The 25,536-nt window shown below is 41.0% G+C and carries 22 protein-coding genes; 4 read left to right on the top strand and 18 right to left on the bottom strand.

What is annotated here, in order from left to right:
• Positions 1-41 precede the first annotated feature (41 nt).
• Positions 42-269 carry a hypothetical protein gene (locus ISP07_RS15200; protein WP_220095044.1) on the bottom strand — a complete coding sequence of 76 codons (228 nt, stop codon included), beginning with the start codon at positions 267-269 and terminating at the stop codon, positions 42-44.
• Positions 270-518: 249 nt separating this feature from the next.
• On the opposite strand from ISP07_RS15200, the gene ISP07_RS15195 reads away from it, so the two are divergent.
• A complete protein-coding gene (locus ISP07_RS15195; protein ID WP_054554560.1) occupies positions 519-770 on the top strand; it encodes a type B 50S ribosomal protein L31 in 252 nt (83 codons plus the stop codon).
• Between the two features lie 18 nt (positions 771-788).
• The gene (gene ykgO / locus ISP07_RS15190; RefSeq protein ID WP_209328105.1) at positions 789-926 is read left to right on the top strand and encodes a type B 50S ribosomal protein L36; all 138 of its coding nucleotides are present in this window, start codon (positions 789-791) and stop codon (positions 924-926) included.
• Positions 927-978: 52 nt separating this feature from the next.
• On the opposite strand, the gene ISP07_RS15185 is transcribed toward ykgO, so the two are convergent.
• A complete protein-coding gene (locus ISP07_RS15185) occupies positions 979-1,362 on the bottom strand; it encodes a cytochrome b562 (RefSeq protein ID WP_209328104.1) in 384 nt (127 codons plus the stop codon).
• A gap of 346 nt (positions 1,363-1,708) precedes the next feature.
• On the opposite strand from ISP07_RS15185, the gene ISP07_RS15180 reads away from it, so the two are divergent.
• Together ISP07_RS15180 and ISP07_RS15175 are read left to right on the top strand one after the other, a co-directional pair.
• Positions 1,709-4,555, top strand: coding sequence for a TonB-dependent receptor domain-containing protein (locus ISP07_RS15180; RefSeq protein WP_209328103.1), 2,847 nt, complete (start codon positions 1,709-1,711; stop codon positions 4,553-4,555).
• A gap of 145 nt (positions 4,556-4,700) precedes the next feature.
• A complete protein-coding gene (locus tag ISP07_RS15175; RefSeq protein ID WP_209328102.1) occupies positions 4,701-5,744 on the top strand; it encodes an ABC transporter substrate-binding protein in 1,044 nt (347 codons plus the stop codon).
• Between the two features lie 36 nt (positions 5,745-5,780).
• On the opposite strand, the gene ISP07_RS15170 is transcribed toward ISP07_RS15175, so the two are convergent.
• The 16 genes from ISP07_RS15170 to ISP07_RS15095 all read right to left on the bottom strand — a co-directional run bounded on the left by ISP07_RS15170 (position 5,781) and on the right by ISP07_RS15095 (position 25,371).
• On the bottom strand, positions 5,781-7,406 hold the full coding sequence (locus ISP07_RS15170; RefSeq protein WP_209328101.1) for a di-heme oxidoredictase family protein: 1,626 nt from the start codon (positions 7,404-7,406) through the stop codon (positions 5,781-5,783).
• Positions 7,407-7,449: 43 nt separating this feature from the next.
• Positions 7,450-8,601, bottom strand: a complete 1,152-nt coding sequence (locus tag ISP07_RS15165; RefSeq protein ID WP_209328100.1) for an imelysin family protein — start codon at positions 8,599-8,601, stop codon at positions 7,450-7,452.
• 12 nt (positions 8,602-8,613) lie between these two features.
• Positions 8,614-10,017, bottom strand: coding sequence for a hypothetical protein (locus ISP07_RS15160; protein WP_209328099.1), 1,404 nt, complete (start codon positions 10,015-10,017; stop codon positions 8,614-8,616).
• 267 nt (positions 10,018-10,284) lie between these two features.
• Positions 10,285-12,054, bottom strand: a complete 1,770-nt coding sequence (locus tag ISP07_RS15155) for a sugar phosphorylase (protein WP_209328098.1) — start codon at positions 12,052-12,054, stop codon at positions 10,285-10,287.
• A 12-nt stretch (positions 12,055-12,066) separates the two neighbouring features.
• Positions 12,067-13,287 (bottom strand): glycosyl transferase, encoded by a 1,221-nt coding sequence (locus ISP07_RS15150; RefSeq protein WP_209328097.1) that lies wholly within the window; start codon positions 13,285-13,287, stop codon positions 12,067-12,069.
• Positions 13,280-15,022, bottom strand: a complete 1,743-nt coding sequence (locus ISP07_RS15145) for an HAD-IIB family hydrolase (protein WP_209328096.1) — start codon at positions 15,020-15,022, stop codon at positions 13,280-13,282. Before ISP07_RS15145 ends, ISP07_RS15150 begins: the two co-directional genes overlap by 8 nt.
• Positions 15,023-15,160: 138 nt before the next feature.
• Positions 15,161-16,399 carry a uracil-xanthine permease family protein gene (locus ISP07_RS15140; protein WP_209328095.1) on the bottom strand — a complete coding sequence of 413 codons (1,239 nt, stop codon included), beginning with the start codon at positions 16,397-16,399 and terminating at the stop codon, positions 15,161-15,163.
• Between the two features lie 9 nt (positions 16,400-16,408).
• Entirely contained in the window at positions 16,409-17,038 is a 630-nt protein-coding gene (gene upp / locus ISP07_RS15135) for a uracil phosphoribosyltransferase (protein ID WP_054554568.1), read from the bottom strand.
• A gap of 143 nt (positions 17,039-17,181) precedes the next feature.
• Positions 17,182-18,153: a Gfo/Idh/MocA family protein gene (locus ISP07_RS15130; protein ID WP_209328094.1), complete on the bottom strand. Its 972-nt coding sequence runs from the start codon at positions 18,151-18,153 to the stop codon at positions 17,182-17,184.
• Positions 18,154-18,155: 2 nt separating this feature from the next.
• Complete coding sequence (locus ISP07_RS15125; protein WP_187490006.1) at positions 18,156-19,103, bottom strand: aminoglycoside phosphotransferase family protein; 948 nt, start codon at positions 19,101-19,103, stop codon at positions 18,156-18,158.
• A gap of 145 nt (positions 19,104-19,248) precedes the next feature.
• Positions 19,249-21,504 carry an acyl-CoA dehydrogenase gene (locus ISP07_RS15120; protein ID WP_209328093.1) on the bottom strand — a complete coding sequence of 752 codons (2,256 nt, stop codon included), beginning with the start codon at positions 21,502-21,504 and terminating at the stop codon, positions 19,249-19,251.
• Positions 21,505-21,765: 261 nt separating this feature from the next.
• Positions 21,766-22,200, bottom strand: coding sequence for an IS200/IS605 family transposase (tnpA, locus tag ISP07_RS15115; protein ID WP_209328092.1), 435 nt, complete (start codon positions 22,198-22,200; stop codon positions 21,766-21,768).
• A gap of 169 nt (positions 22,201-22,369) precedes the next feature.
• Positions 22,370-23,902, bottom strand: coding sequence for a phospholipase D family protein (locus ISP07_RS15110; RefSeq protein WP_209328091.1), 1,533 nt, complete (start codon positions 23,900-23,902; stop codon positions 22,370-22,372).
• Between the two features lie 158 nt (positions 23,903-24,060).
• Positions 24,061-24,255: a (2Fe-2S)-binding protein gene (locus tag ISP07_RS15105; protein ID WP_054554573.1), complete on the bottom strand. Its 195-nt coding sequence runs from the start codon at positions 24,253-24,255 to the stop codon at positions 24,061-24,063.
• Positions 24,256-24,565: 310 nt separating this feature from the next.
• Positions 24,566-25,021: a type II toxin-antitoxin system YhaV family toxin gene (locus ISP07_RS15100; protein ID WP_054554597.1), complete on the bottom strand. Its 456-nt coding sequence runs from the start codon at positions 25,019-25,021 to the stop codon at positions 24,566-24,568.
• Positions 25,022-25,041: 20 nt separating this feature from the next.
• A complete protein-coding gene (locus tag ISP07_RS15095; protein WP_062565737.1) occupies positions 25,042-25,371 on the bottom strand; it encodes a type II toxin-antitoxin system PrlF family antitoxin in 330 nt (109 codons plus the stop codon).
• Positions 25,372-25,536 lie beyond the last annotated feature (165 nt).

Genomic DNA, 25,536 nt, shown 5'->3' with positions numbered 1-25,536 from the left:
TTCGGGTGGCTTTTTTCATGTAAAAACAACATGATCAAGTATTAAGAATCTAAATGCTCGTACTGACCTCGATACACTTCAAAAGTCTTCACAACAGTGTGTTGCTCTTTACTTAGATTATCAAACCAGGTATCGAAACGCTCATCATCATCTTGTTCACTTAACGCTAAATACTGGGCCAATAATTCAATAATATCGTTGTGAGTACACGACAAGGTGTCTACATGATTAGCTAAAACAGAATGGTCTTTATCGCGAAGCGTGTTCATTACATTTTGATCTAGTTCTTCACGGCTAGTTTTATCATTCACTTCCATATCCCTCTTAAAAATAAGCACGCATACCTAGTTATAACAGCCTTATCGACAATATCCAGCTTTTTAAATCTAACTGCTTATTGATTGTTCAGCTTGTACAAATTTAAGACTACACGATATAAATAAGAATCATTTTTATCTTGATCTAAATAGTCAACCACCCTATAATTGATACATTATCACATAACATATAGGTGCATTATGAAGCCAAATATCCACCCTGATTACCAGCAAGTCGCTTTTCATGATACAGCGGCAGACAGCTATTTTATTATTGGTTCGACAATCAAAACTACACGTACGATCGAACTTAAAGGCAAAACTTATCCTTATGTACCAATTGACGTATCAAGCGATTCGCACCCGTTCTATACCGGTAAACAAAAAGCCGTTGCGAGCGATGGCCGAGTTGCAGCGTTTAATCGTCGTTTCAAAAACTTGGCTAGCAAATAGTTGCTTTAAGGAAAGAACATGAAAGTATTAAGTTCATTAAAAAGCGCTAAGAACCGCCCGGGCTGCCAAATCGTAAAACGTAAAGGTCGTGTCTATGTTTTTAATAAAGACAACCCGCGTTTTAAAGCAGTTCAAGGTAAAAAGAAAAAGCGTTAAAAAAGGTGCCTCGGCACCTTTTTTTTAAATAAAGTAAATCTAACTCAATAGCTTAGTTGCCAAATAACAACTCCCAAAAGCCTGGCGGCTCATGTAGCTCATGGTATTTTTTACGTAACTCATCAATAGATTTAAGCGGCGCTTTTGCAGCTTCAAGGCCACGAGTCGTTGCAAGTTGCTTCGCTTGCTTTGCTTGATTTATGACTTTATCAAGCCCTTCTAGAGACGCTGTTCTATGCTGTTTAAAATCAGCTGTTTTAGCTGTCTCTAACAACACAATAAACTCATCAATAGCGGCATTAAAGGTAGCTAAATCAGTAGCGCGTACAGAGTTTTTATAAGCAAGCCCCATGTTTTTCATATTGGCCTCAAGATCAATATCAGAGGCTACACTCACACTCGAAAAAAACAAAAAAATAACAAGAATTAATCTCATAAAATACTCATGCAAAAAACCATGCGATCATTATAAACCGAAACATGCCACTGGCATAATTCAAAAACAAAACCAATTTAAATTACAATATTACCATAAAAGAAAATGCATCAATTGATAACAATTATCATTGATCATTAACTAACTATAAATAGTACCAACATTAACAAAAAACCACACTATATTATAAGTCATTGTAATGAATAAGTTTATTTAAACTACAAAATGCTACGAAGTTTTTATTTGCATAAAACAGGAACAATGATAAAGTCTTCATCGTTAACATTTATTAACTACCGTTAACACACCCATTCAGGGATAAAACAATAAAGTAACAGGTGAAACAATGATAAAAAATAATTATTTAGGTGCTAGCATTAAGCTTGCTCTATGCTCATCGGCCCTCGCCATTTCTAGCCAATCTTTAGCTGCTGAAGAAGAAGGCGCAAAATCTATCGACCGTATCGAGGTAACAGGTTCACGTATTTTACGTGAAGGTGCTATTGCCCCCGCTCCAGTAACTGTTATCAGTGGTGAAGACTTAGTTAACACCGGCGCAGTAAATATCGGTGAGGCACTAAATAAGTTACCGGCCCTTGGTAATACTTACTCATTATCAAACTCAGGTCGTTTTATCGGTACTGCCGGTCTTAACATTCTTGATTTACGTAACATGGGTACTGATCGTACATTAGTACTAGTCAATGGTAAGCGCCATGTTTCTAGCTCAGCAGGCTCTCAATCAGTTGATACCAATACAATTCCAAGTGTTTGGGTTGAGCGTGTTGAGATCATCACAGGTGGTGCATCAGCTGTATACGGTGCCGACGCTGTAACAGGTGTAGTTAACTTCATTCTTAAAAAGAATATCGAAGGCTTAAGTGTTAGTGTTACCAAAGGAGCCTCGGAACTAAGTGACTATAAAAATGAAAAAGCAACGTTTTCATATGGTACAAACTTCGATAATGACCGTGGTAATGTTGCCTTTGCTGTTGAGTATTCAGGCCAAAATACATTAAATGCGCTTGATCACCCGTGGACTGATGGCTCTTTCTTTAGCTTGCGTAACCCAGCTCAAAACGAAGAAAACAAAGACGATCCAAACTTCCCTGATAAAATCTACACACCAAATGCTGGCTATTATGCGATTAATAACGCTGGTGTTTTTGCAACAAGCAATGGCTATGTTAACTCATTCAACCCTGATGGCAGCCTTCGTGATATTTATATAGGTGACCGAGTAGATGGCCTAGCATGTGCTGACTGTGACTCATTTAACCTTGCACAGTTCAATGAAATTCAACCAGAATTTGAGCGTTACAACGTAAACTTTAAAGTTAACTATGATGTTGCTGAAGACATGAATGCGTATTTCGAAGCAAAATATGTTAACAGCGAAGGTGAAAGTATTGGTCAACCGGCATTTTTCTTCTTTAACCCTAATAACAGCATCAAAATTGATAACGCTTACCTAGATCCAACTGTAAAAGCAGTAATGGAAGAAGAAGGTGTTAGCTCAATCATGGTTAACCGTATGATGACAGATTTAGGTCGTCGTATCGAAAACAATACGCGTGAAACAACCCGTTTTGTTGCTGGTTTAAGAGGCACTGTATTCAATGAGTGGGAATTAGATGCATCAGTTGTGCATGGTCAAACTGAATTAGAGCGTATAAATGGCGCCAACATGATCATGGCAAACTACTACAATGCTCTTGACGCTGTTGAAGATGATGAAGGAAATGTTGTTTGTCGTAGTGAAGAAGCACGCGCTGAAGGTTGTGTACCGGTAAACATTATGGGCTTTGGCGCACCAAGCCAAGAAGCAATTAATTACATTAACACAGTATCGACAGGTACTTCTGAGATTACTCAAACAGTAGTCACAGCATCACTTGCAAACTCAGCGATTTATGAACTACCAGCAGGTTATATTGGTTTTGCTGCCGGTGTTGAATACCGTAAAGAAGAAAGTGAAACTAAAGAGCCAGATAATGCAGTTGGTACGTTCTTTAACGCGCTTGGCGAAGATAAAGGTGATTTTGATGTAAACGAGATTTACTTTGAAGCATCAATCCCACTATTAGCTGACTTGCCTCTTGTGCAAGACCTAGTACTAGATACAGCGGTACGTTATGCTGACTACAGCACAATCGGCGATGCAACAAGCTGGAAGGTAGGTTTAGATTGGACTGTTAACGATCAATTACGTGTTCGTGCAACACAATCTGAAGCACTACGTGCTCCAAACATTGGAGAAATCTTCGGTGCACCTAGCCAAACATTCTATAACGTTGATGACCCTTGTTTAGCTGATAATCTAGATGATTTACAAAACTCAGAAGTTCGCCGTGCTAACTGTGCAGCATTAGGTGTTCCAGTAGGTTTTGAATCAGATTACGATTCACAAACACTTGAAGGTTTAGTTAGTGGTAACCGAGACGTTAAGGGTGAAGAGTCAACAAGTACAACAATTGGTTTGGTTTATCAGCCGTCATTCTTAGAAAACTCAGTTGTTACAATTGACTACTGGAAAATTGAACTAGAAGATGCTATCTCGACGATTGCTTCTCAAGAAATTCTTGATCGTTGTGTTGACGCTGAAGGCGGTATCAATAACCAATACTGTAATCTAATTACACGTGATAGCACATCAAGTGAAATTACCTTAATTCAAAACTCTGTATTAAACGTTTCTGGTCAAGAAGCATCGGGTGTTGATTTTGAGCTAGGATATGACTTTGACGCGCTAGATGGCGACTTCTCAACACGTTTAATTGGTACATACCTTATTGAACGCAAAGACTTCCCATTCCAAGACCAACCTGAAGATTACATCGAATATGCTGGTACAACGGGTGAGGCAAAATGGCAAGCTAACTTAACTATCTCTTACAAGCGTGATGGTTTCTTTGCAACGTTTGATACACGTTACCTAGATGAGGTAAGCCTTTATACAGACCAAGAGCTAGAAGATAACCCAAATCCAAATAGCTTAATGAAGTTTGGTAGCTATGTTATTTCTGATGCGACAGTAGGTTATAACTTCGAAAGCGGCTTTGGTGTTAAAGTTGGTGTTGATAACATCTTCAACAGAGAGCTTCCATTCGGTACAAGAGGTACAGGTTCTGGTAGTGCAAGTTACGACAACATCGGTCGTTTTGGCTACTTAAGACTATCTTACGATTTCTAATCGTTAATAGGTTTGATTCTCTTGGGGCTGTACATTCGTGCAGCCCTTTTTTGTATGAGCCCTCAAAGCCTACTCCAATCATTTACTTCAAAGCAAACGATTCGCGCTATACTTCACCATACCAACCTTTTAACCTAATAAGACTATGCTTAAGACAGTATTTTTCATTATTTGCCTATTTTACTTACCAAGTGTTTTTGCCAAACAAAGTATTATTTTTATAAACCCTGGCTATGAAAATACGAATGTCACAGGCCCATTTTGGTTTGAAGTGTCGCAGTTGATGCGTGATGCTGCAAAAGATTTTGATCTCGATTTAACGATTCATTATGCCAATCGAAATCATATTGAAATGAAGTCATTAGTAGCTAAGGCGATTAAAGCAAAGCCTGATATGCTGATTTTAGTTGACGAAAAAAGCGTGCTCACCCAACAACTTTTAAGCTTAAATAGCACCTCTACGCCTATTTATTTTCTCCTTAACCGCCCATCAGAATTAGAACTAAAACGTTTGATTGATCATGGCATTAAAATCGCAGGTAGTGTGGAACCCGACAACAAACAAGCAGGGCAATTACTCGCAGATAAACTGATTGAAAAAGCTCAGTACGCGGCCAATTTTCTCGCTATAAATGGCGATTACACCACCCATGCAGCACTTGATAGAGAAGAAGGTTTAGAGCAAAGTGTTCAAACGCATGAGAATGCTAATATCACCGCAAAAACGGTTGCCAACTGGTCAGCAACACAAGCGTATCGCCATAGTCTTGGCTACTTTAGCCATCAATCAGACATGAATATTGTCTGGGCTGCCAACGATGCTATGGCATTAGGAGCAATTACTGCGCTTGATGAGTTAAACAAACGCAAAGATGTATTAGTTGGCGCAATAAATTGGCCGCTCAGAGCCGTAGCAGAGAAGATAGACGTCACTATCGGTGGCCATGTTACGTTGGGGGCATTTGCTTTGGTGAATATTTATGATTTACTAAACAAGCACGAAACCGCACCTATGCATCATAAGGTGGCTATTTTCAGCCAACATAACGAACAAACACTAAAGCTGGTTGAACAAATCCACCGTGATAATTTAGCAATTAACTTTCGCGTTTTCAGTAAATCAAATGAAAATCCCCTTCCCTTCAGTGTTGACTCACTTCTGTTAGAAGCAACCAGAAGCGCACTGTAAACGGCGTTTACAGTGCGTTTTTAAAGGGTTTCAAAGCTATAGAGATTGTAAAAAGCTAATTAACTGAGCTCTTTTTTCACTGCTAAGCTCTGTAAATTCACGCTTACTTTTTTCAGCTTCACCACCATGCCATAAAATCGCTTCTTCAAATGTAGCTGCACGCCCATCATGTAAGAAACCTGCGGCTGGGTTAACTGTTTTTGTTAAACCAATTCCCCAAAGAGGGCGCGTTTTCCACTCTCGGCCTGTTGCCATAAAATCACGACGATTGTCTGCAAGCTCTTCACCCATGTCATGTAACAACATGTCGGTAAATGGCCAAATTTCTTGCCCTTTAACTGCCGCAGGCGCTGCAACACCGCCCAATAATAAAGCGGCACCATTTGAGGTTACAAAGCGAGGAGTATGGCAACCAGTACAGTTTAACTCGTCGAATAAACGTGCACCGACTTTTACATCTTCGTCGGCAACATTGCGACGAGCTGGCACAGCAAGCGTTTCTGCGTAAAACACTACCGTATCAGAAAACTCATTACTCGCTTCTGGCAATCCTTGCTCATCAGAACCGGTATCTTGATAATTAGTACGAGATAAATAGCTTTCGTGCATTAACGTATTTGCAATGCTTTCTTCAGGGAACAATGAATTGGTTACCCCCATGTCGCCACGCAGTGCGCCTAGTGATTGCTGTCTGACTGATGGTGTACTGGCTTTCCAACCAAACCGTCCAAGTGACACAGGGTTTTCATCACCCGCTTGAGCCTTTACAGCATCAAATACCCAGTTTGCTTTACCAGAAATTCCATCGTTGTCGGCATCATTAACATCTTCAAGCGCTAGAATGTCTTGCTCTTCAATCGCTTCAAGTAATCCAAGGCCAAAAACAGGCATGCCATTACGGGCACTAAAACGTACATCTTCATTGGCAAGGGCACTTAAACTGAAGTTTTCAGGTGAGTCCCATGCATTGTCGATAGTAAATACCGGTTTTTTCAACGTGACAGTACTACCATCTGGGTAACTAAACTCCGTGTAATCATAGCTTAGATATACATCAGCTTGGCCGCCAAAATTATGCGTTTGCCAGTCTTCACGGGCTTGTAAAATCCCCCGGTGAAAGAGTTGATCCCCAAACCCTTCAACGCCTGAAACCTGACAAAAATCATTGACACTACTTGGCATTTCACACACGCCATCAGCTAAGCTAACGCGTAAAAAGATCCCTGCATCATTCGCTAACTTCACAGTTTGCTGTTCAGCGGTTGGAACAATGGTACTTGGGCGACCATCTCGTTGGTGACAAGCATTACAGTTATTGTTATTAAAAACAGGCCCTAAACCATCGAGTTCCGGGTGTGCATCATTCGGGGCTGTCGTAAAGGATGTTTCAAAATTAGCATCGCCAGTTAAGTGAATATCGAGTTCTGAATCACTTAAATTAGGCATAGGTGTAGAGAAACCATGGCCTGAATTATTAGTATCAAGGGCTGTCGCATCACCTGCCAACTCAACAACATCAATATAATTTGGATCCATTTCGCTGCTTGTCGGTGGTGATGTTGTCGTTTCGGTCGCGCTTTTATCGCTTGTTTTACTTCCACATGCCACTAAAGATAAGGCTGTGAAAGCAAATAGAATTGGTTTAATTGCTTTTACATTCATGACGGTATCTTGTAAAGAGGGGAAGCAGATGCTTCCCCAGCGATTATAAATTCCACTCTTTGATAAGTGGCACAACTTCTTCTTCAAGGGTCGCTTGTAATTCACCTAGCGCATCAATCGCTGTTTGAATTCGAACGCGACCAGCATCATCCTTAATCGCTTGTCTAAATGGCATATCATCTGCCCCTGCAATGGCATCAATCGCTGCAATCGCTGCTGAAATTTGAGTTTCAACTTTCGCTGCCAGTTCAGCGTCACCGGCATTGATAAATGCTTTAAGACCTGGGCTGTCGTTTTCATCGCTGAATGTGCCTAAAAACACATTTTGTACACCAACAATGTTGTTGCTAAAGTCAGTTAATGAATTCCAGCTATATTGTGATTCAACCAATGATGTATCAGCGGTGTCTTTGCTAGTACCAAATGGTTCTGCAATTTTACCGTTACCTACCTCATCAACAATACCAATAACACCATTAACTAACTCTTCTATTACACCTAATTCGGATGAGTACTTATCATTGCCTGGTGTTAATAAATAATCTTTATAAGCAGGTTCATTATCCGCATTTGCCGAAATAGTCCATGCATCAACAAGGCTTTGTGTATGAATATTAAATACTTCAGCACATGCAATTAAGTATTCCATTTCACGTACTGTCATTTCGTCAATTGACTTATCGTTATCTTCAACGCCATTACCGAATAATAAGAACTCCATGGTGTGGAAACCTTGTACACCATCGTCAAAGTTCTTCACGTTATCAGCCGAAAACGATGTGTTACTTGCAAGTAGTGCTTCTAAATCAGCTGTATTAAGTGGCCAAGTATCCAGATGCGGATCAATTGATAAACTATCAACAGGACCAAAGATATGCGACTCACCTTGCTCCCAGAATACACGTGCATTTTTCCAAGCTTGTTGAGCAGCAGCCAGCGCAGCTTCGTTTTTGTTTTCTAATAATGTTAGTGTCGCGTTATGTAGAACCGTTGCCTTGCTATTTAGCATTTCGTAACCATCTACAATTACTTGCTCAGTTACGTTTTCAATTAAATCAGTTGCATCATAGCTAAAGCCTGTTACTTCAGTAACGGGTGTGCTTGTGTCTGAAGAATCATCCGAAGAAGACGAACCACATGCAACAAGTGTTGACGCTAAAATGACAGCTGTGATGCTGTTTAATACAGTTTTCATCCCAAGGTTCCTTTATAGTTCTGTTGAAAATTTATAGCCAAGAGAGGCGCTAAAGTGAGTCGTGTCATCGATATCGTCTTGTGCGTAATAACGTTGACCGCCCTGAAGTTTTAGAATTAAGTTTTTGTTTGGAAGGTAATTTAAACCAAAGTTAAGCTCACGAATGTCGTAACGATGGATAGCCGCACCACTGGCCACTTCAAGCATTGGGTTGGCATAATCAAACGAGGTAAATACATACAGCGGCGAAGATAAATCAAACAGCCCCTGCATATTATATGCGGCTTCTACAAATGCAGATTCAGCTTTACTACCAAGCTGTGCAAAGCTTCCTGGACGTAGACCCGGCGTTGTTTTATTCGCAGCAGTGATAGCAACTGAGTCCTCTAACTCGCCATATAAGTACTGACCACGGAACACAAGATCCTCTAACGTCCATGCACCATGTAACCCGAGAATAGACACGTTTCCATCCGCATCAAGTTTGCCCTGATTGCGACGGTTATCTGATGTATTTGCCGTATAGTAACTAACACCAAAGCCTTTACCAGCTTTAACATTGCCATAATCAAGGCGTAATGTGAGCGCTAAATCATCTGCGGTGTTTTCTTCAAAGCGTTGCTGTGCACCACCCGCGACCCAATTAGTCGAACGGAAGTATTCAGAGTTAAGACCCGTCGTCACCAATGTTTGTAGTGTAAAGTCAGACCAACGAGAAATTAAGTTAACCCCAGTTTCATGCCAAACTTGCGGGATCATAGTTGCCTCACCCCAATGGCGAGTCGTGGTAAAGTATTGATCTGGCTTATTTAAGTCTGTGCCTAAGCCTACCGGAATATATATATGACCAAACTTGACTGTAAAGTTAGGGTTATATTCATATTCTAGCTGTAGCTTTTCGACAATAACTTCACCACCCGCTTCAACTTCTGATTCAAATTCGCCAAATTCTTCAAAGCCGTCGTATTCAAGCGTGGTACCTGTACCACCATGTTCATACTCAAGTTCAAATTCGACTTTCCATTTATCATCAATTTCATATTCGAACTCAGTAACAACACGCTCTAAATCTGTTGTGGCGCGGCGCTCTGGAGAAGTATCTTGAACGTTGGCAAACACTTCGTCACTTTTATAAAGCAAAGTACCGTAGCTTTTAAAAGTAAGTTTTGACTCTTTTTTGCTTGCGACTGTAGCAACGGGTGCTGCCTGCTCAGTAACAACTGGGGCTTTTTGTTGCACTGCAACTTGCTGGGTGTTTTTTGCTTCTAATTGACTTTTTAAATAATCAATCGCTTTTTGTTGTTCAAGGAGTTGTTGTTGAAGTTTTTCGAGTTGAGCTTGCATGTCATCATTTGCAACACTGTAAAGTGGAGTCAAAACCAATGACACAGCGAGAGAGAGTACTGCTTTCTTCATTGTAAAACGTACCTAAAATTAAAAGCAGAATGATAATAGTTGCTTTTTACATTGTAAATATTGTTAACTATATTTTTTGAGAAAAAGGTGATTTAGATCAAATAAGTCTTATTCACTAAGATAATTTCACTAAAAATTAGGATGGAGTGATAGAATGGCACCCAAAAAGGTAGTATTGTACTACAATAAAAATAACCTGTTAACAAGCAAGCCGAACTGATTTGCTTACTTGTTAACGACAGGATTTGCACTATCTAAATGATAAGTTTATTTATTGCTGAGCCATACAGCTTGATATGGGGTTAGCGACATTGTTTTTGTCTGCTCGGTAATTTGCTCACCGCTAATTAAATCTCGCCATTGCTCGGTACCAATCAAATTTAAGTCGGCAAGCGTAAGCGTTTGTTGCTCGTCACTAATGTTATAAACACAAAACATACTTTGCGAACGATTGATGCTTTGTCGCCAAAAACCAAAGAGCCCTTCGCTTAAATGTAACGTATATTGCGTCGCATTGGGGTGAAATGCACTTTGCGCCTTACGAATAACCATTAGGTTTTTCATCGCTTTAAACACAGTACGATGATGGGCATTTTCGTTACTTAACTTGGCCAGTAAATCTGACTCTTGCCAGCGGTGACGATTAATCGCTCGGTTATGTTGGCTGTTTTCAAAGCGTTCATAATCATTGGTAGTGCCGAGTAAGCTATGAATATACAAACCTGGAATACCCTCAAGCGCAAACATAATGGCATGCGCACATAAAAAGCGTGCAACACCCCATTTATCTGGGCCTTTATGGGTGCCCTGCAGAGCATCAAATAAGGCAATATTTAACTCATAAGGGGTATTGGTGCCATCTGGGGCGGTACGTAATGAGACTTTACCGCCATATTTAGCCGTAGTATTCACCATTTCGGCAATTTCACTTTGCTCCAACAAGCCTTCAACGGGGCGCAAGCCAATACCATCATGTGAAGCTATAAAGTTAAAGTATGCCGTCCCTTCTTGAGGAGGTGGCATACTCATCATCCAATGTTTTAATGCGGTGCTGTCACCACTGAGTAAGGTATGTAATAACAGCGGTGGTAATGAAAAGTTGTAAATACAATGCGCTTCGTTGGCATTACCAAAGTACGATAGGTTTTCGCGGTTCGGGATATTAGTTTCAGTGATAATAATCACATTAGGCTCAAAATGCTCAATAAGGGTGCGAAGCAGCCTGATCACTTCGTGTGTCTCAGGCAGGTTAATGCAGCGGGTATTGAGTTTTTTCCATAAAAAAGCCACCGCATCAAGGCGGAATATACGCACACCGTTATCTAAATAATGACGAATAATGCTGACAAATTCATCGAGCACATCTGGGTTAGCAAAATCAAAGTCGACTTGGTCATGACTAAAGGTACACCACACATGTTGCAAACCGTCTTTAGTTTCTACCGCTTGTAAAAGTGGCGATGTTCGCGGGCGTACAACTTGTACAAGGTCGTCACTTGGGCTTGCCGTTTTAAAATACCCTTTTCCTGGCTCTTTGCCCTGAATAAAGTTTTCAAACCAAACGCTGCGGCTAGAGCAATGGTTGATCACCAAATCTGCCATCAACCTAACATCCGCTGAAATATCGCGGATATGTTGCCAACTACCTAACGCTTCATTCACTTGCACATAGTTCATTACCGCGAAGCCTTCATCTGAGCTATATGGGTAAAATGGCAAGATATGCAGTGCATTAAGTTCAGGTAAGCATTGGTTTTTTACAAAGCGATGTAACGTATGCAAAGGTGGTTCTTCGGGCTTGGCAACGGCTTCATCCGTATTAGCATGACGAATAATCGAATCACCGTAGGCAATTAAAATCATATCTTGCTCATCCCAACGGTTTTTATGCGGCGTTGGGTCTCGAACAGGATCATCACCTAACATGGTACTAATTAGTCTGTCTGCGAGTTGTTCAAGCGTTGTTGATAGCTCAACCTCGACGTAGATGCAGGTTAAATGCTGAATAACCCTTTGTTGCAAAAGCTCTAAAGTCACGTGCCTTCCCCGTTAAATATATTCTTTGTTATCAAGCTCTACAGCTTCTTCTAAACGAGCAAACACCTCCGGCATTGCCGAAGCTACTCGGTTCCAACTCGGCACAAAGGGTGCTTCCATTGGGTTTTCTAAAAAGTGCTGACCCGCATTCATAATATTTTGAGCAAACATTTCAACGGCTTTTTCTTCGTGGTGAATATCAAGTGTTAAGCCATTCATTAACGCATCATTGTGATAGGTTTCAATAAAATCGAGTGCAATTCGGTAATAGGTTGCCTTTAATGAGCGAATCGTTTCTGTCGTAAAGGTAACGCCTTGGGTAGCGAGCTTTCTAAATAAAGCTTTGGTGATATCAATCGACATTTTCGACAAGCCCGCCGCTTGGTTTTCTAGCGATAAATCTTGGTGTTTATGATCATAGTTATCAGCAATATCGACCTGACATAAACGGTTATGCGAGTAATTGCGATACATCTCTGATAACACGCCAATTTCTAAGCCCCAGTCACTTGGAATACGAATATCGTTAAGTACATCGCGACGGAATGAAAACTCACCCGCTAACGGGTAACGAAACGAATCCATGTATTCTAAATAATCGTTGCTGCCTAATATTGTTTTGAATGAACGCAATAACGGCGTTACTAGCAAACGTGACACACGGCCATTAATTTTGCCCTCAGCGGTACGTGGGTAAAACCCTTTACAAAATTCATAGTTAAAACGAGGGTGAGCAACGGGGTAAATTAAGCGTGCTAAAAGCGCTCTGTCGTAAGTCAAAATATCGCAGTCATGCAGCGCTATTGACTCAACTTTTGAGGTTGCCAACTTATAGCCCATGCAATACCAAACATTGCGACCTTTACCTAGTTCTCGTGGCGCAACGCCCAATTTTTGTAGTTCTTTATCAAGAGCTTGTAAACGCGGGCCATCATTCCAAAGTACCTTATGAGGTTGATCAAGCTCCGCAAAAAACTGCAGTGCATGGCGATATTGGCTTTCATCAGCGCGATCTAGACCAATGGTAATTTGCGATAAATAAGGCACATGTTTCAGCTCAGCAATTATATTTTGCAAAGCGGGCCCCTCTAGTTCACTGTAAAGCGAGGGTAAAATTAGGCCCATTGGGCGTTGTTTTGAAAAGCCCAGTAACTCTTGTTCTAGTTCTTCTACTGGGCGATCAGCAATATTGTGTAGCGTAGTTATAATGCCATTTTGATAAAAATCAGCCATGAGATTGCTCCTGTTTTGCAGCAAAACGCGCTTTGATGATAGTTAACGCAGAAACTTCTTGAACCCAACCTGCTGGGGCTGGTTTTTCGCTGAGCTGCCATGCTTTTTGTAATATTTGTGATTGCACTTGGCTGCCAGGGTTATTGATTAAAATAGCGGTGTCGGCCGCCTTTAGCATGGCTACATCGTTTTGACTGTCGCCAAGCGCTATCACAGTAAAAGGATTGCGATAGGCTTTTTTGAATTGATTTAACAGCCACTTTTGTGCAAGTCCTTTATTGTTACCTTTGGTTAAATGGATAAAACGCCCGCCAACAAGCACTTCGTAGCCTGCTTGGCTCATTGCATTTATCAAACCTTGCTTTTCTTCCTCACTACCCGAAAAACAAACCGGATCTGAGTATTGTCTTTGTAGAGCCAATTCACTTTTATCGACGGGGAGTCCTGTTAACTCGGCTATTTCTTGTGCACTAAATTGGCTAAACAAACGTACACAATGACTAAATTGGCTCGCATATTGTTTAAGATCTTCATGCAATTTATCGGTACTTTGCGTCATGGCAAAGCGCCAATAACCTTTATATTCATCACAGCCAATCGGCTTTACTTTGAAATAGTCTTTCGGGATATAAACAGCAGCACCATTTTCCACAATAAAGGGCTGGTGATGATCCAAACCTTTTTGAATATTAGTGACTTCAGCAAAGGTTTTGCTGGTGTTAAAAATCACATTGACACCGGTATCATTCAACTTTGCCAAAAATGGTTTGATCACCTCACATTCGTAACTATCGTGATCGAGCAATGTGCCGTCTAAGTCAGTAAAAATAAGTGGCTGAGCAATCTGGTCAGCGAGAAGTTCCATCTTGGTGATATCACGCTCGGTATCAAGCAATAATAACGCATCCACGCTGTGCGCAAGAGTGGCTAAGTTTTCCCGCGTAATACGTTCAAAATGAGAGATAAAACGCTTTAAACTCACTTCGTCAAACGTGCCCTGCCCCTGGCCTTTTTTGGCAATTAGTTTATGCTCTTGCTCTAAGCGCCACGCATACACATCTTCAAATGAAGGCGCTTTTAACATAATGGTGTAATCGGCCATTGCGAATACATTTTGATATTCATTCGCTAAGCAACTATTTACGCAGCGACGCCAAATGCCGTCGGCATCTTCTAGTTGCTCTAATTCATTTACCGGAGTTTGCAGTTGATAAGGCTGCTGAGGTGTACTGGCTACACACCAGCCTTCAAAAAACAGGATATCAATCGGTTTTTGGTTGCTAGGCCACTGGTCTTTTGGCACCGGATCATCAGTTAGTTTATCAAATTGAGGTAATGGCACTTCCACTTTACCTGCCAACAAAGCTGATAAGGTTTGTTCCATTAATTGCGTATCATGCGTACCCGGTACACCACGACTCGCAAACAAAGGATGAACATCTTTAGCAAGCTCGTTGCGTGCATCACGACTTAAATAAAAGTCATCAATTGATAATGACACGCTATTAAATTCGGTATTGCTATTAACCCAGGTCACTAAGAAATCAGCGAGGGTCGTTTTACCTGAGCCTTGGCAGCCGTTAATCGCCACCAGCATAGGTTGGCCGGTCATTTTTGCGCTTAAGATATCGTGCGCGAGGGGTATAAAAAACTGCTCACTTAAGTATTGATACTTGAGTGGTAACTGATGCTTCGCTAAAAACGGGGTAATATCCACAACATTTGCCTCTTGCATAATCGCTCCTACCAGTATGACATAGAGATAAATGCAGTTAGTAGACCAGTTTTATAATTCCTTATTTTTTAGATGGTTACAAAAAAAGCGCATATTTAATGCGCTTTTTTGGTGCAATATTCAAGCAGTTCTTAAGTTCTAATCAGCTTGTTGCACTGCTTTGGGGAGAACTGCATTTAAGATAATCCCCAAAATTGCGCATAAGCTTACACCTTGCAAACTAAACTCATCACCGCCGATATGCATGCCGCCAATACCAAACACTAAAATCAGTGCGATGATAGTCAAGTTGCGAGGCGCGGTAAGATCTTCACCTGATTTAACTAAGGTATTTAAACCAACAACGGCGATAGAGCCAAATAGTAAAATCATGATGCCGCCCATCACAGGAACCGGAATAGTTTGTAAACCCGCGCCCATTTTTGCCACAAACGCCAGCACAATAGCGATGATAGCGGTCCAAAGCATCACGCGAGGGTTGAAGTTACGCGTAAGCATTACCGCCCCCGTTACCTCAGAGTACGTTGTATTAGGTGGACCACCAAAAACCGATGCCGCAGAGGTTGCTAAGCCATCACCTAGTAAAGTGCGGTGTAAACCTGGTTTCTTTAAATAGTCTTTACCTGTTACTTGGCTAATAGCCATCATGTCGCCAATATGTTCAATTGCTGGTGCAATGGCTACTGGCACCATAAACAAAATAGCTTGCCACTTAAACTCAGGGTAAGTAAATGCAGGCACTGCTAGCCAGTTTGCTTCAGTGACCGCATTAAATTCAACAATACCTATAAATAACGAAGCAAGGTAACCTGCTACCACACCAGCAAGAATAGGAATAAGTTTAAATACACCTTTGCCCCATACCGCAAAAATCAGCGTAACCAGTAATGATAAACCAGACACCCAAATTGCTTGATCATAAGGAACTAATTGTGCACTGCCATCCCCTGTTTTACCCATTGCCATATTCACAGCGACGGGGGCTAATGCTAAACCAATCACCATGATCACAGGGCCAACAACCACAGGCGGTAACACCTTGTGCAGTGCATTCACGCCTTTAAATTTTACAATCAAGCTAAGCGCAACATAACAAAAGCCTGCCACCATCAAACCGCCCATAGTTGCGGGAATGCCCCACATTTGTACCGAGGCGATAATAGGTGCGATGAAAGCAAAAGACGATGCTAAAAAGATAGGAACTTGGCCTTTGGTAACCACATGAAACAACAAGGTTCCTAAACCTGCGGTAAATAAAGCCACATTAGGATCAAGGCCTGTCAGTAGCGGCACAAGTACCAAGGCGCCAAATGCAACAAACAGCATTTGCGCGCCAGTTAGAATGGTTTTTAACGAAAATGTTTGATGATTTTCCACGTGAGCGCCTTACACTGTGCCAAAAATCTTGTCACCGGCATCTCCTAAGCCTGGAATGATATATCCTTTTTCGTTTAAGTGGCTATCTAATGATGCTGTGAAAATTTCAACATCAGGGTGCGCTGCAAGGGTTTTTTCTACGCCTTCTGGCGCTGCTACTAATACAATCACTTTAATATCTTTACAGCCAGCTTTTTTAAGCATATCGATAGTTGCGATCATTGAACCACCAGTTGCCAGCATTGGGTCAATAACGAGGCTTAAGCGCTCATCAATTTTACCCACTAGTTTTTCAAAGTAAGGTACTGGCTCAAGTGTTTCTTCGTTACGCTGAAGACCAACAACACTTACTTTTGCCGCAGGTAATAACTGCATTACACCATCCATCATACCAAGGCCGGCACGAAGAATAGGCACAACAGTAATTTTTTTACCTTTGATATGCTCTACATCTAATGTTGAACCATCCCATCCAGTGATTTGTACGCTTTCTAATGGTAGGTTTTTTGTTGCTTCGTAAGTAAGCAAGGTACCTACTTCAGACGCTAGCTCACGGAAACTTTTAGTACTAATACCTTCTGCGCGCATAAGGCCAAGTTTGTGTTGAACTAACGGATGAGTAATTACATGGATAGACATAAGTAGAACCTAAATGAAATAAATTACGCCTATTTTAGCGTAAATTAATGAGCTCTACTGCAAAAAATGCACAACATTTGCATTAATTCTTTTAAATGACTTAATTTTATTCAATAAAAAGCAAACATACCTGTATAACTTCTTCAACCCGATAGTATTTTCTCCATAATCCAACTTGTATGTAGTGCGGTTTCACCAGTTGATGGGTGTGGTTGCTGAGCATGAAAATAGTTCGACATGTTTTCAACATGATACTGTTGAATATGCGCGGGGTTATCAATTACGAACTCTTTTTTGCCCTGTGCGTTGTTAAGCAAAATCGGTTTTTCGTCAAAAACACTAAAGCTAAGCTCGCCTTCACTGCCAAAAATCATCACATCATCAAAACGATTTGCTGAAGCAAAGTTCCAGCTCCCGGTGCCGGTAACACCAGATTGATGCTGCCAGTGCGCGGTAATAGCATCGAACGCAGAATATAAGCCTTGTTGATTAGTAAATAAACCATGCACCTTATTAAAATCACCTAAAAGGTAAGCAAGTAAATCAAGACCATGGCTGGCTAAATCGTCGAAGTAACCTCCTCGTGCCACGTTTTGATCTGTGCGCCAGTTGTATTCACCCGACAAATCAAGAGCGTTAGGAGCTTTACTTAAATGCCAACTTACATGACGAGGCTTACCAATGGCACCTTGCTCAAGTAATTGTTTAACGTGATTAAAGCGTGGTAATGAACGGCGATAATAAGCCACAAATAGCGGCTGTTTAGCCTCTTTAAATGCTGTAACAATGTCAAGGCTATCTTGATAACTTGGCGCCAGTGGCTTTTCGATACAACACGGTTTACCTGCCGCAGCAACCTCAAGAGCAAACGCTTTATGGCTATCTGGCGGCGTGGCAATATACACGGCATCAACACTGTTATCGTTAATGAGTTCGCTCGGCGATGCGAACACCTTTGCAACATTGTGGCGTTTAGCATAATCATGGGCTTTTTCTAAGTCGCGGCGTGTTACCCCAATAAGCGCAATACCTTCTGCCTGTTGATAAGCAGGGCCGCTTTTCACTTCGGTTACAGCACCACAGCCGATAATGGCAAATCGCATTGGCTTATTCATTGCTAATCCTTTATTTTTAAGTACGTTACAAATTGCTGCTGCATGTAGCCGTTTATTTTTGCATGAGCAGGGCTCCAACCTGCTAAAAAGCGATAAAAATCGCTCCATGCGTAACACCAAAGCGCTCGCCAACTGCTAACAACATGCGCTGGGTTTACATTTGGTTGATAACGTTTTAGTGCCTGTGTGAGGGTGTCAAAATAGCGATTTAAATAGTCATCTGCAACTGATTTTAATGCCGTATCATTTAAGCAACTGCCTAAAAAATACATGACATCAATCACCCCAACACCCCTGCCTACATATTGAAAATCATAGCCAAGAACATGCTGGTTTTGTGGCGCAATAGCAAAATTGGCAAGCTTAGCATCACCATGAATTAATGTTTGGTAAGGTGACTCATTCAACGCAGTATCAATAGCGTGTGCCTGCGCTTTTAAGCTTAAATCGCTCATACGCTTTAGCTCATCGGGCCGTGTTGCTAAATGCCAATAACTACCTCGCGGCCAAAGGCCATCGGCAGAGCTTGCTAAATGAAAAGCATGAAAGTGTGCAAGCCAGTTTATAATTGCTTCAATGTCGCGGTGTGTAGCACTTGCTTGCTGGTAGCCAAGTGCACTGAAATCACTAAATAACAGCGCTTGCTTACTGCCCTCTTGGATTGCCTCAATACAATGAATAGCCGCAGCTTCATGGGGCAATTGCTTAGCGTAATGCCGATACCAATTAAATTCGACTAAGTAAGATTGCCGCTTTCTGGCAAGCGCAAAATCACTTTGTTTTATACGACTATGATTAATTTGACTTGGCACTTCAATCGCTTTAATTACCCTAGCAGCACCATTCATTTGGCAACGAATAATCTCACCGCAACCACTCCATACTGATGCCGCTTGCTGTAGCTCTGTAATGTTTGAAAAGTGAGAAGTAACAAATTGCCTAAGATCCATAACGCTCTGTAATTTATATAAACCGATGGCAATGGTAGGTGATATTGGCTATTGGTACAACGACCTATAAGCAATAAAAAACCCGTGCTAAGCACGGGTTTTCGAAGATAAAGTCCTAATACTGCTCAGGACTTGCATTGTTGAATTACTCGTTTACCACACTTTTAAGTGGGTTTACTGGCTTTGCATTGTCATCCAGTAAGTTCATGTCAAAGTCAAACTCATCAACACGAATCGCTTTTTCACGTTTCTTGTTGTAATCAATCAGTTTTGCATACTCTTCTTCGTTGATAACACTTGCAACAAGTGCATTATCAAGCGTTTCTGCAAAACGAACACCCGGCTTAATAGTTTTAGCACGCAGTGCTTTTTTAACTTTTGCAAGTAAATCAAGGCACGCCATTTTCGCTTTGTACGCTTGCTCATTGATGTAATGACCATCACCTTCAATTGGATTAACCAAGTGAGTGATTTGCGCTTTAAATGCAGTATCCATTTGCGCTTGAGTGGCAAGTTCACGGATTAAATCATCGCTGATTTTAGGCATTTTCATTGAGTAGTTCATCGTAATGAAACGCATAAACTTACGAGTACCACTTGCAGGGAAGTTATCTAAGAACTTATGCAATGCTTCTTCAGCGCTTTGTAGTGCAAAGCGAGTCGCATAGTGGAAGTAAGGCGCAGCTTGCTCACGTTCACTGCTTGCTACTTTTTGCTCGTAATATTTAATTGATGCCATCGCCGCATACAAGAAGCTCATTACGTCGCCTAAACGTGCAGATAGCATTTCTGCTTGCTTAAGTTTGCCGCCCAGTACCAATAACGAGAAGTCAGCGTAAACTGCAAGTTTTGCAGATAATTTATGCGCTGCTTTTTCGTATTCACGTACTTCGGGTAGTGACGATTTAGCACCGGCAGTAAACGGTAATACACCTAAACGGAAAGCTCGTAAGCTGTTAGCTACGCTGTAACCCACTGTTTTACGTAAAATGCTGTTGAATTCTTTATCTGCATTTTTGTCTTCGCTGTGGATAGACTCAACCATAGATTGCAGATAAGGGTGGCAACGCATTACACCTTGACCAAAAATCATAAGGTTTCGAGTAAGAATGTTTGCACCTTCAACCGTGATTGCGATTGGTTGTGCAACATAACCACTTGCTAATGTATTTTGCGGACCATTTTGAATTGCTTTACCTGCTTGAATATCCATTGCTGAATCAAGCACGTTACGACCAATTTCTGTCATGTGGTATTTAGCAATCGCAGTGACTACAGATGGTTTTAAGCCCATGCCTAAACCTTCTGTTGTTAATACACGCATAGCTTCTTGAAGATAAGTTTTACCTGCGATATCAGCAAGCTTCTCTTGAATACCTTCGAATTGACCAATCGCCAGACCAAACTGCTCACGCACTGCTGCGTACTCAGAAGCACCTTTGAATGCCACTTGTGATGAGCTAACACCTAGTGCTGGTAACGAAATACCACGGCCTGCACCTAAACAGCTAACCAGCATCTGCCAGCCACGGCCGATATTCTTTTGGCCACCAATGATGAAATCCATTGGTACAAATACTTTTTCACCGCGAGTCGTACCGTTGTAAAAACGGATACCCATAGGATCATGACGATTGCCAAGTTCAACACCTGGGTGGTCTTTAGGGATAAGCGCACAGGTAATACCTAGGTTTTCTTTGCCACCGAGTAAACCATCAGGGTCAACTACTTTAAATGCTAAACCTAATACTGTCGCAATTGGCGCAAGTGTGATGTAGCGTTTGTCCCAGGTAATTTCTAAACCTAATACTTCTTCGCCATTAAACTGACCACGTTTAACAACACCGATATCTGGAATACCACCCGCATCTGAACCCGCTTCTGGGCTAGTTAGTGCGAAACATGGAATATCACGGCCATTTGCAAGACGCGGTAAGTAGTGTTCTTGTTGCTCTTTAGTACCAAAGTGAAGTAATAGCTCACCTGGGCCTAATGAGTTAGGAACCATCACGGTTACCGCAACCGCAGAACTCTTAGTCGCGATAGTCGCAACGATTGTTGAGTTTGCATATGGGCTGAATTCTAAACCGCCGAATGATTTAGGAATGATAAGCGAGAAAAAGCGCTCTTTTTTCAAGAAATCAAGAATGTAGTCAGGAAGATGAACACCATTTTGAATTTCAGAATCATCAATCATTGATAATAATTCTTTCACTGGGCCATCTAAGAATGCTTGCTCTTCAGCGCTCAGCTTAGCTGCTGGCACGTCACGAAGTGCATCGAAATCAGGTTTACCTTGGTAGATTGAACCTTCTAACCAAACATCACCCGCATCTAACGCTTCTTGTTCTGTAATTGAAATACTAGGTAATACTTTTTTTAATTTTGTACGTAAGCTCATAATAAACTCATCCGACCAGATAGTAATACCTACATTACGTCATAAAATAAGCAATAGATCAATTGGTCCAACCAGTTTTTTTAACATTTTTTTATATTTATTTTTTCTTTGCATGCTAAGCACTTGAATACAATGGGTTTACACGTGTAAGCTCAAACGCTATTTTTTATCCCAAAATGGTTAACAACTAAAGGCTGACAGTAAAAGATCCACCTTCTGAAGAAGGTGGCTTTGCATTAGCCCCCTAGAAGGGGGCGTTGTTTACTGCAGTGTTAACTGTGACTGCTCTTGTACCTCTTCCTTTTCTTGGTGCCTGACATACCGTCTTATTATTTCTTCATTTATCCCTACTGTATCTACGAAGTACCCTCTCTGCCAAAAATGGTTTCCCCATAACTTGTTTTTCCTTAAGTATGGATATTTGCTAAATAGCTTTAACGCTATTTTTCCTTTTAAAGCACTCATTAGTTTCGAGACTGATAACTTCGGCGGTAACTTTACTACCAAATGAACATGGTCAACCTGCACATTTAACTCGACTACTTTGCACCCTAACTGCTCACAGTAAACTTGTATGCACCTGTAAACATCTCTGCCTACTTTGTTCTTCAATATTCTGAACCTATACTTTGGTGTCCAGACTATATGATATTGACATCGCCAATACACATGCGATGCTTTCTCGTATCTACTCATGTTTTTTCCTTATATGACTTCGCTAAAAATCAAGTAAGGAATTAACATGAGTATTTTTTCAGGCAAAGCCTAAATGATGATAACCACCTACTGAAGTAGGTGGTTTAGGGCCGAAAATAAAAAGCCCAACTAAAAAGTTGGGCTTAGGTGTAAATGCTGAAGGAATGCTTTATAGCTCATCCTCGATAGGGAATAACGAAATAAACCACACTTGAAAGCGTCGCCAAGAAGACGTTTGTGGCTCTTCATCAAATTGCTCATTACTCACTGTGTCGAGCCAAACTAAATCATCATCCTTTAAATCAACTTTCCAAGCATACTCAGCCATATCAGTATCAACCCACTTTGATAGTGATCGACTTAATTTAGAGCTGTTGATCAATACACCCATTTCAGTATTTAAATCAAGTGAGCGAGGGTCAAGGTTCATGGTACCGACAAAGATCTTTTCATCATCAAAGGTCATGGTTTTTGCGTGTAGGCTTGCTTGTGATGACCCAGTAACCTTACGCCCTGCTTTGCGCTTAACGGCCATCAAGTCACTTGGCTTTAATTCCCAAAGTTTTACCCCTCCAGAAATTAAATCTTTGCGGTACTTTTTATATCCTGCATGCACAGCTGAGACATCCGTGGCGGCTAGTGAATTTGTTAGCACAGTAACGTTAACGCCCTGCCGCACCCAGTTTGTTAGCAACTTAACGCCTTGCTCTTTGGGAATAAAGTAAGGCGAAATAATAATAACTCTTTGCTCTGGTTGCCCCAGCCTTTGAAGTAAACGTGGCGACATATTTGACGACTTTTCACGCACTTCATTTAAAACCTTATCAGGATGGTCAAAAAACAGCTCTGAGGTTTGCCAGTCAAATGTAATTTCGTCATCAAGCAAGCGTTTAACAAACTCGCTTTCATACAGCTGCTGAACATAATTGCTCTGTCGGTTTTGTTCAACATAGCTCGACAATGTTTTAGTGATATCTATAAGTGATTGTTCATCACGTTTACCGTGTAAATCTTCAACTGGGTAAGACAATTGATGATTCCAATATAAATCAAATGCTTTTGATGCATTTGGAACAATTTCACCAACACTCATAACATCTAAATCAATAAACTCAGAATGATCTTCAGCCGAAAAGTACGCATTACCAATGTTTCGCCCACCAGTAATAAAAATACGATTATCGACTATAAAGCTCTTATTATGCATGCGCCTAGAAAGCTGTCTAAAGTTGGTAATAAAGCCGAGCGCCCTAAAACGACGGTTAGGAAATGGATTAAATAATCGAACTTCAATATTTGGATGTACAGCCAGTGCGGCTAAATCAAGCTCACTGTCGGCTTGCGATAAGTCATCGAGCAACAAGCGAATTCTTACCCCCCTATCTGCGGCTTTTAATAAAAAGGCCGTAAATAAAATGGTGGTTTGCTGCCTGTGGTATAAATAGTACTGCACATCAATGGTGTGCTCGGCAGAATCAATGAGCGCCAACCTAGCTACAAAGGCATCGACCCCATCTGCTAAAGGATAAAACCCTGATAACCCAGGATGATTATTACCCACTGCATCTCCTATGGTACTGGGTGTATCTGCTGCAATGGCATAGCTTGGTTGAATGGACTCTCGTGAAGGTAATTGCGCGCAGCCCGCGGTGATTAAAATGAGTACTGCACAAAAAAGTGATTTTGAAGAGTCTATTATCATGGCTTCCTACCAATGACCGTGTGATACACGTATCTGCTTTGTTATAACCCTAATAAATGAAGGGGTTAAAAGCAAATAAAAACTCGTAAGTATGGGGATTAATTAGAACAATTAAACGAAGGAAAAATTGTTAAGCACGCATGCTTAAGAGCAAGTAATTACGCTACTTGCTCAGTGATATCTGCAATTTCGATCAGTTTGCGATTAAGAATTTTTTTACAACAACCGCAACACTTGCCGCACTGGCTACCCACTTGCAGCTCTTTTGATAAATCGCGCATTGTCATAGCGCCATCATCAATTGTTTGTTCGATTTTTTTATCAGTCACACCATGACATAAACAGATATACATGAATGCAAACCACTCTCATTTCTCTTGATGGTCAGCATATTAATCTAAACGGTAATAGTTCGCAATAGTGTTATAGGCAATATTTGCATAACTTTTATACTGAAATTTCATAAATGGCACACAGCTAAAAATTTTCCCTTATGATTTGGGCAGTTAGTTAAAGGCGGCTAAAGAAAAATTTTTAACTTTTTTGAGGGGTGGTTAGTGTTGCAGTTGAATGAAAAAGAGGGGATGGCTCAGATACAGAGCATTAGGCGATGAAAAAACAAAGAACCCAACACTTCAACAACTGGAAAAACATGCGCCTTGATTAAGGGAAGAGCAACTCGTCCTTAGCTGCTTTTAAAAGTTCATCCCATCCCTCAGGTGGATGACCAGAATTTAACATCTTTTCGAATACTTTGTAGGCATCGGTTTTACTACCGTATGCACGTTTATTATTTTCATCATTGACCCATGCATAAACGATGATTTTTGACCCTAAATGATATCGAAAAAACAAACGGTATTGTTGGAAGAACTTTGCTCTAAACCAGTGCTTGTTATCATCACCTAATGTGCTTCCTTGGCGAAATTCAGGGCTGGTAGGATCGTGCGGTATGAGTTCAAAGATTAACCGTTGAATAGCGGCTAATCGTTTCGTGGCATTTTTTTTAAGGTAGCCCTTTGGATCTTTATTCCGAAGAGCCTCAACTTGAACTTTAAGGCTTATGTATTGCTCTTTAAACAATGGATGAGTGTAAAGTGTCCAACCATTTACGACCATTGGTATCGTTTTTTGCAAACTTACTCGTCCTCATCCAATAACGGAGCATCTAAATCGATTTCAACACCTTCAATCAACACATCAACGTTTTCTCGCATACTTGCCGATAACGGTTCTATTCTTTCAGGGTGAGCCTGCATATCACGCGCTATGAATGATAAAAACTCGCCAAGTACAGGATCGCTTTCTTGCACTGCTGCACGCGAAATAACAACGCTGCCATCAGATTGAATCGTGTATTTAATTTTATCTTTTTTACCTAAGTGCAACGCCTTACGAACAGGGCTAGGCACCGTAGTTTGAAAACGGTCTGTCAATGTTGATTCAGTTTCTAAAGCAACTTGTGCCATAACAACCTCTGTCTTTTATTCGCTTCATTAGCTTTGATTTTAGTACGAACGAACAGGCAATGCAAATGCATTACCCTTTAAAAATGAGCTAGAAAATACTCAAGTTGCTTAATGCTGTAAGGGGGACTTGTCTAGACCTCAGCTAGCTGAGTGTGCGCTCATTCC

Origin of the sequence: Pseudoalteromonas sp. PA2MD11, assembly GCF_017808125.1 — a bacterium.
In the GTDB taxonomy this organism is placed as follows: Bacteria; Pseudomonadota; Gammaproteobacteria; order Enterobacterales; family Alteromonadaceae; genus Pseudoalteromonas; species Pseudoalteromonas simplex.
The sequence above is the reverse complement of the archived record's forward strand: the minus strand, read 5'-3'. Positions and strand labels throughout refer to the sequence as shown.

What these genes read in the sequence shown, in the direction of transcription:
- ISP07_RS15165 (WP_209328100.1), bottom strand. Translation starts at nt 8,601, where the DNA reads ATGAAAACTGTATTAAACAGCATCACAGCTGTCATTTTAGCGTCAACA.
- ISP07_RS15145 (WP_209328096.1), bottom strand. Translation starts at nt 15,022, where the DNA reads ATGCAAGAGGCAAATGTTGTGGATATTACCCCGTTTTTAGCGAAGCAT.
- ISP07_RS15200 (WP_220095044.1), bottom strand. Translation starts at nt 269, where the DNA reads ATGAACACGCTTCGCGATAAAGACCATTCTGTTTTAGCTAATCATGTA.
- upp (WP_054554568.1), bottom strand. Translation starts at nt 17,038, where the DNA reads ATGTCTATCCATGTAATTACTCATCCGTTAGTTCAACACAAACTTGGC.
- ISP07_RS15105 (WP_054554573.1), bottom strand. Translation starts at nt 24,255, where the DNA reads ATGTATATCTGTTTATGTCATGGTGTGACTGATAAAAAAATCGAACAA.
- ykgO (WP_209328105.1), top strand. Translation starts at nt 789, where the DNA reads ATGAAAGTATTAAGTTCATTAAAAAGCGCTAAGAACCGCCCGGGCTGC.
- ISP07_RS15195 (WP_054554560.1), top strand. Translation starts at nt 519, where the DNA reads ATGAAGCCAAATATCCACCCTGATTACCAGCAAGTCGCTTTTCATGAT.
- ISP07_RS15125 (WP_187490006.1), bottom strand. Translation starts at nt 19,103, where the DNA reads ATGGATCTTAGGCAATTTGTTACTTCTCACTTTTCAAACATTACAGAG.
- ISP07_RS15170 (WP_209328101.1), bottom strand. Translation starts at nt 7,406, where the DNA reads ATGAATGTAAAAGCAATTAAACCAATTCTATTTGCTTTCACAGCCTTA.
- ISP07_RS15110 (WP_209328091.1), bottom strand. Translation starts at nt 23,902, where the DNA reads ATGATAATAGACTCTTCAAAATCACTTTTTTGTGCAGTACTCATTTTA.
- ISP07_RS15185 (WP_209328104.1), bottom strand. Translation starts at nt 1,362, where the DNA reads ATGAGATTAATTCTTGTTATTTTTTTGTTTTTTTCGAGTGTGAGTGTA.
- ISP07_RS15150 (WP_209328097.1), bottom strand. Translation starts at nt 13,287, where the DNA reads ATGGCTGATTTTTATCAAAATGGCATTATAACTACGCTACACAATATT.
- ISP07_RS15095 (WP_062565737.1), bottom strand. Translation starts at nt 25,371, where the DNA reads ATGGCACAAGTTGCTTTAGAAACTGAATCAACATTGACAGACCGTTTT.
- ISP07_RS15120 (WP_209328093.1), bottom strand. Translation starts at nt 21,504, where the DNA reads ATGAGCTTACGTACAAAATTAAAAAAAGTATTACCTAGTATTTCAATT.
- ISP07_RS15175 (WP_209328102.1), top strand. Translation starts at nt 4,701, where the DNA reads ATGCTTAAGACAGTATTTTTCATTATTTGCCTATTTTACTTACCAAGT.
- ISP07_RS15130 (WP_209328094.1), bottom strand. Translation starts at nt 18,153, where the DNA reads ATGAATAAGCCAATGCGATTTGCCATTATCGGCTGTGGTGCTGTAACC.
- ISP07_RS15100 (WP_054554597.1), bottom strand. Translation starts at nt 25,021, where the DNA reads ATGGTCGTAAATGGTTGGACACTTTACACTCATCCATTGTTTAAAGAG.
- ISP07_RS15180 (WP_209328103.1), top strand. Translation starts at nt 1,709, where the DNA reads ATGATAAAAAATAATTATTTAGGTGCTAGCATTAAGCTTGCTCTATGC.
- tnpA (WP_209328092.1), bottom strand. Translation starts at nt 22,200, where the DNA reads ATGAGTAGATACGAGAAAGCATCGCATGTGTATTGGCGATGTCAATAT.
- ISP07_RS15160 (WP_209328099.1), bottom strand. Translation starts at nt 10,017, where the DNA reads ATGAAGAAAGCAGTACTCTCTCTCGCTGTGTCATTGGTTTTGACTCCA.